The sequence below is a fragment of the Candidatus Edwardsbacteria bacterium genome, from assembly GCA_018821925.1.
Taxonomy (GTDB): Bacteria; Edwardsbacteria; AC1; order AC1; family EtOH8; genus UBA2226.
Genome location: JAHJLF010000030.1, coordinates 67,016 through 73,563, shown reverse-complemented (window position 1 = coordinate 73,563; position 6,548 = coordinate 67,016). Strand labels below are relative to the sequence as shown.

Sequence of the window (6,548 nt, the reverse complement as noted above, 5' to 3'; positions counted from 1 at the left end):
CGATTAAAACTTTTTTCATGAGTTGGATTCCTTTTTAAGGTTTTAAATTAGTTGCTGACCGGCATATTTGTTGCGCCGTTTTTTTGTTTAATCAGGATTTTACCAGTGCCGGTTTTCACCGGCTTTATTCAAGATATTCTCACTTCCCCGCTGTTCCCGTCCACCATGATCTCGTCCCCATCCTTTATCTCCTTGGTCGCCCGGTTCACCCCCACTACCGCCGGAATGCCGTATTCCCGGGCCACGATGGCCCCGTGGCACAGCGCCCCGCCCACCTCCATCACCAGGGCCTTGGCCAGCAGGAATAGGGGGGCCCAGCCGGGCTCGGTATAGGGCGCCACCAGGATCTCGCCCTTGTTTAAAAGGTGGGCCTGTGCCGGCTCCCGGATGATCCTGGCCCTGCCGGTGACTCTGCCGGAAGAGGCCCCGACCCCGCGCAGGACATTTCCTTCTTTGGCTTTCTGGTTGGTGTCCCGCCACTCTCTCCCATCGCTGCGGATGATGAACGGCGGGTCGGAATCCACCTGGTTTTGCCAGTCGTCTTTTCTTTTTTGGATGAACCCCTTAATATTTCCTCTTTTGGAAAATTTCCCGTTCTCGATATCTTTTATCTCGCTCACCGTCAGATAGAAAATATCCTGCCTGTCATCCAGTAGACCCTTTTCGCAATAGTGGCGGCCGATCTCCAGCACTATCCGGCGGCTGCCGGGAAAGCACCTTATCCCGTAGAATTTCTCGTTCTCCCGCAGGGGCAGGCAGTCGTGAATCACATCCGTCATCTTTTGAAACAGCCAACGCCGCGCGGGAAAGATTTTATCGATTGGATTTTGAGAAAGACGATCTTTGGCGGCTTTTATCAACTCCTGGCGTTTGGCCACCGACAATTCGAACTGTTTTACCGGATCGATGTCATCCGGGCCGAACTGGAGATAGCTCTTTATCATCTGGTAAATATAACTGCGGTCCTCCCCCCAGCTGGGATAGCCCATGTCCAGGTCCTTCATACCGCGATGGCCGTAGGCCCTCAGAAATTTATTGACCCGGTCTAGATACTCCGGCCCTGCCGGACATTTGGCCAGCACCGATTCAAACTCTTCAAACCGTGAAACATTCGAACCTTCAAACAATCCCCTGACAGCTTCCGGCATCCGTGACAATTTAAAAAGCTCCAGGGCCGCTTCGGTGGTCTTGTTCCCCTTGATGCCGATCATCAGGTCCTCGTATCTGAAACCGGGCCATTCGCCGGTCAATCGTTTGATGACGTCAAAAGCTACCACCGCCTTGCTGGCGATAAACAGCAGGGGAAAGGCATACCGGGCGGTGACGAATCCAAACAGCCGGGCCTCCTCCAGCAGGTCCAGGTTGGATTTTCCCTCCAGCGGGGTAACATCATATCTGTCGGCCAGGATCCAATATTCGTCGCATTGCCGGTAGATCTGTTTCAGGCTCATGAACCAGGGAAATCCCAAATAGCACTTTATGGCGGTGGCCGCGACGATCATCTTCTGCCATAAATTTATCGGCAATACCGCCGGCTGCAGCTCTCCGTTATGATAGGCCTTTTCGAAAAAGACCGTGGCCTCGTGATCTATCCGTCCCATGATGGGCCGCATGATCCTGCGAAATAACGGGTGGCCGTAGAGCAGGTTCATGTTCCAGTAGGTGCGCCCGTTAACCAGATCGATGATGCTACTGTAATGATAGATCGGTGATCCTTGGTCCACCCCCCAGATGGCCTGGTTGATGGCCGGGACCAGAAAATCGTTGAAGAACGACCAGCTCAGGGGTTTTAGGGGATAAGGCATGTTCTCCCGGGTGTTCCAGTTTGACCAATAGACGGGCGTATTCTTCAGGATCTCCCGGGTGGCGCTATTTCCCCAGATGACAGAGAAAGGCCGTTGGTTATTTTTCACCGCCGTGATATTGCGCGATTGCAGGATGTAAAATTTATCTTTATAAAAAGCCCATTCGATATCCTGGGGACAGCCGAACTGCTTTTCTATTTTCAACGCAATGTCGGTTAAATCCTTTATCCCATCGTCCGACAACAGCTGCTGGTTGTCCGACAGAGTCTTTTCAATTTTCAAAGAACTCTTGTTGATCGCATATTGATCGGGGTTGATCTTTCCCGACACCAGCTTCTCCCCCGGGCCCCGAACAGCGTTGATATGAATAGATCCCTGGTCGCCTGAAACCGGATCGGCGGTAAACGTCACCCCGGAAACTTCTGCCGGCACCATCCGCTGGACGATTACTGCCATGGCGATATTATCATGTCCGATACCATTTTTCACCCGGTAGATGATGGCCCGCTCCGACCACAGCGAGGCCCAGCATTTTATTATTGCCGTTAAAAATTCGTCCGCGTCCTTTATGTTGAGAAAGCTTTCGTACTGTCCGGCAAAGGAGAGGCCCGGCAGGTCCTCGGCCGTGGCCGACGAGCGGACCGCTACCAGATCGTTATCATTGAAAAGCGATCTGTATTTATTTTTTATCTCCCCGGCAATTTTATCGGGAATGGAAATTTCATCGAACAGTTCAGCGATAGCCTGACTTATATTTTTTATTTCATCTGGTCGATCTATATCGATCTTTTTTATCAGTGCCTTCAACCCTTCATCCTTATACCCAAGGATGAGCGCTCGCCGGTAGGCCTCGGTGGTCAGGCACAATCCGTCCGGGACATTGAAACCCGAAGACATCAGTCGGGCCAGGTTGGCTGCCTTGTTGCCGACAATAGAAATATTACATTTGCTTACATCTTTTAAGGATGTAACAAAATTATTCATTTTCGTATATCAATTAACGGATTTAACAATAATCCGTTTTCACATTTTTTATAACCCTTTAACCATTCGTAAATATCTTCTTTTTCCTTTATATAAATATTTTTATATTCAAGCTCGCTTCTTTTGATTTTCTTTATATTTTTCATGCCTTTAACAGTTACAATCATGCCACCTGTCCAACCCCATTTTTCCCGTTCTAATACCATTGCTCCCAAAACAGTTTGTATAACGCCTATCCCGATTTTATCTTTCCACCGTTTTACTTCAACATAGCACCTATCCGGGAGGTTGGTTTGCTTAATGTTATATATCGCACAAATATCTGCCGATGTTTCATAAGAACGACCAACATGTTTTGTTATGAAACCAAGGCTTGATAACAGTTCTGCAATAAGTTTCTCAAAAGTCTCTGGATTCATATTACTTATACTGTTCACATTATACTTTAAATATTTAATTAACTCTGGAGTTATCTCCTTAATTGACGCTAATATATCTGATGTAAATAACTTTTCAGTTTCTTCATCAAGCTTGTTTGATAGCTCTTTGGTTTCGGGATTTGTAAGTATATTGTCAAATTTATCTAATCTATATGACAATAAACGTAGTTTATTAAGTGCTTTGATTTCATTATTCCTTACAGTACTTGCAGAAACATTGAAAATTATACCAACTTCGGCTAATGTTCTTGGCACACCATCATTAAGCCCGAAACGAAGTCTTATAATAGATTCTTCTCTTTTTGATAAAGTCGATAATACTTTTTCAATCTCGTTACGAAGTTCTAAAAAAGATTTTATTGACTCAGCTTGAGATGTTAAGGGATTCATAATATTTGCCACCTATTAATTCAATTTCTCCCACTCCGACCGCAGGATGCCCATCATGATCACGTCGTGGTACTGGCCCTCCCGGAACATCTCCTGCCGCAGCACCCCTTCCTGGCGGAAGCCGCATTTAACGTAGCTTTTGATAGCCCGTTGGTTGAAGGAGAACACCTCCAGCTTGACCTTGTTCATGTTCATCTCATCGAAGATGAAGCGCAGTAAAACCTTCATGGCATCGCTGCCGTATCCTTTGCTACGGTACTGTTCGTCTCCGATGAATATGCCCACCATGGCGTAGCGGTTCTTCCAATCGACCTTGTTCGTCCCGCATCCTCCGATGTATTTCGAGCCGTCCAAAGTTTCAATGGCAAACGAATACGCATCCTTGAATGCGCTCAAGTCATTGAAGAACTTCTCCTCGTCCTCCAGTTTCAGGGGGAAGGGAATCCCTATTACCAGGTTCTTCTTCACCTCGGGATCATTGATGTATTCCAGAGCCTGCGGGATGTCCTCTTTTCGATATGCCCTTAAACGAACCTTCTTTCCATCGTACATCGGTCCTCCTTTATAAAGGATTTTATTTTCTAACTTTTGGTTTTTAATTTTTTGACGAAGTGTATATCCCGGCCCACATCCTTGTATCCCATGGCCTGGTGGGCTTTGTAGCTGCCCATATTTCCGACCCAGGTGTCCGACCCCATGTGCGAGAACCCCCGGCCCACCGCCCATTCCTCGGCTGCTTTTACCAGCGCCCGGCCCACGCCCATTTTGCGAAACTTCGGCTTGACATACCAGCCTTCCAGATAGCCGACATCCTGCCGTCCCGCCCCGTCGGCATAGTTGCGGACCGCAGCCTCAAGGAATCCTGCCGGTTCTCCGCTTAAAGACTCGGCCACCCATGCCGGCTGATCTTTTTTGTCGGCCAGTATCTCTGCCATTTCCTCCCGGTGCTTTTTGGGCGGACAATCGGGCCACAATGCCCGGCGCATGGCCAGCCAATCGTTGCTATCCGTTTTCTTTACTAATCGTATTTTGATGTCTGGCTTGGCTTTCATTTTCCTCTATTATTATTCCGGACCTCTCCCCTACCCCTCTCCTAAAGCATTAGGAGAGGGAAGGGTGAGGTCAAATGTTTAGTTTTACATGCCGTCCAAAAACGACGCGATGGCCGGCCAATAGCCGCTGTCGCTGCTGAGCGAGTTGTGGTCAGCCCCGGTAAATTCCTTTACCGTCACCTTCCCGCCCCATTCTTCGGCCACTTGGTAGGATTGGGTGGGCGGAATGGTTCTGTCGTCCGCAGCCACGATCATCAACAAGGGGGCTTTTATCTGGGGGGCTCGCTCGATGGAGTTGAACTTATATTTAAGTATCAACCCGGCCGGCAATAGCGGGTAGTGAACTTTTGCCAGGGCCTTCAGGCTGGTATATGGAGAAACCAGTATCACGGCGTCAGATCTTTTGTTTTTAGCCAGATAGGTGGCCACCCCGGTGCCGATACTCCGGCCCATGATCGCGATCTTGGGGTCTTTGATGTCCAGCCGGCCGATAAAATGATCGTAGCTTTCGATGGCATCGCTATAAAGCGATCTTTCACTCACCTTCCCTCCGCTTTGGCCGTATCCCCGGTAATTGATCAGGACCAGCGACCAGTCCTTGAACTCCGGGACTTTTTCTATCAGATACGAAACCTCCTCGGCATTGCCGCCGAAATAGAACAGGATCTTTGGCCTGTCGGCAGAACTGTTATTAACAAACCAACCCTTTAAGATTATTCCGTCTTTTGTCTTCAGACTTATTTCTTCAACATTTTTGTAGTTCTTTCTTATGCCTTCGACTTCGGCCTGGCTGATCTTCTGGGGGTAAAAGATCATTTTGTCCTGAAAGATATAAAAAAGCACCAGTCCAAAAAATAAAACGGCTACACCAACTGTTACAATTCTTACAATAGATATCATAAATGTGTTCAATGGCTGCTTCCCTCTTTCTTCAGGTTTATATACGCGCATAGAAATATCCATTTTCACGAGACGGAACTACCATTAACGCTATAGTTCCCTCTATAAGCATAGGCTATCATATTTAAAGCGCAAAAAGCAAGCCGAAATTTGGCTTGCTTTCGCTTCAGACCGGGAACCCTGGTTCGGGCTATCGGAATTCCCGAAAAGCCTTATAGACCAGGGATACCGCCAGGAATCCCAGTATCAAGCCGCTCAGAAAGGAGACCCCGTAGTGCTCGAAAAACCCCATCCCCGGCCGGCCCCTCACCTGAATGGTGCGCAGGACAGTGATGGCCACCGCCAGGGTCAGCCCGGAGCCCCAATAGGCCCACTTGAAAAGCTGACCGATCTTTCTTTTCTCTCCGGCCGCGGCCGGTTTCAATTTCATGATGTAATAAAGGATCACCCCGAGGCCGATGGCCGTCACCGCCAGGTGAATGACATTATGTGCCGGCACGCCGTATTGCGCCCCGTAAAAATGAATGGTAAAGAGGCGTTTCACCAGGAACGGCGCCACATTCTGGAACATCTGCAGGGGATGGGTGAAGGCGTCCAAAAAGAAATGGGTCAGCATGCCAACCAGGGCGGAATAGGTAAAGACCATAAAATTCCTGGGCGTAGCTATGGACCATCTATCCTGGGCCAGTTTATAAAAACGCTTGCCCATGGACGCGGGCAGGCAATATATCAGAGGCTTTTTCACCACATAGTGGAACAGCACCGCCGTCAGGAAGATCAGCGGCAGGTTGAAATACAGCGAGCCCAGCAGGGTGTGGCCCGGCCCCCGAAGCGGATAGAAATGGATGAAGAATTCAAAATCCGGGGCCATGCTGCCCACCACCAGGGCGGTCAGGCTGAAATATTTCGGCCATCTGGCCTTGATAGGCAGGACCATGGCCGGATGTGCGGCGGTAAAAGGCATGCTATTGTTTTAT

At 48.9% G+C, this 6,548-nt stretch carries 6 protein-coding genes; all 6 read right to left on the bottom strand.

The window, feature by feature from the left end; genetic code table 11:
* Positions 1-128: 128 nt before the first annotated feature.
* The 6 genes from KJ869_03080 to KJ869_03055 all read right to left on the bottom strand — a co-directional run bounded on the left by KJ869_03080 (position 129) and on the right by KJ869_03055 (position 6,535).
* Positions 129-2,789: a hypothetical protein gene (locus KJ869_03080; protein MBU1576174.1), complete on the bottom strand. Its 2,661-nt coding sequence runs from the start codon at positions 2,787-2,789 to the stop codon at positions 129-131.
* The gene (locus tag KJ869_03075; GenBank protein ID MBU1576173.1) at positions 2,786-3,619 is read right to left on the bottom strand and encodes a restriction endonuclease; all 834 of its coding nucleotides are present in this window, start codon (positions 3,617-3,619) and stop codon (positions 2,786-2,788) included. Before KJ869_03075 ends, KJ869_03080 begins: the two co-directional genes overlap by 4 nt.
* A 15-nt stretch (positions 3,620-3,634) precedes the next feature.
* Positions 3,635-4,171: a GNAT family N-acetyltransferase gene (locus tag KJ869_03070; GenBank protein ID MBU1576172.1), complete on the bottom strand. Its 537-nt coding sequence runs from the start codon at positions 4,169-4,171 to the stop codon at positions 3,635-3,637.
* Positions 4,172-4,200: 29 nt separating this feature from the next.
* Positions 4,201-4,671 (bottom strand): GNAT family N-acetyltransferase, encoded by a 471-nt coding sequence (locus tag KJ869_03065; protein MBU1576171.1) that lies wholly within the window; start codon positions 4,669-4,671, stop codon positions 4,201-4,203.
* A gap of 84 nt (positions 4,672-4,755) precedes the next feature.
* Entirely contained in the window at positions 4,756-5,487 is a 732-nt protein-coding gene (locus KJ869_03060) for an alpha/beta hydrolase (protein MBU1576170.1), read from the bottom strand.
* Between the two features lie 274 nt (positions 5,488-5,761).
* A complete protein-coding gene (locus KJ869_03055; protein ID MBU1576169.1) occupies positions 5,762-6,535 on the bottom strand; it encodes a DUF4184 family protein in 774 nt (257 codons plus the stop codon).
* Positions 6,536-6,548: the final 13 nt, after the last annotated feature.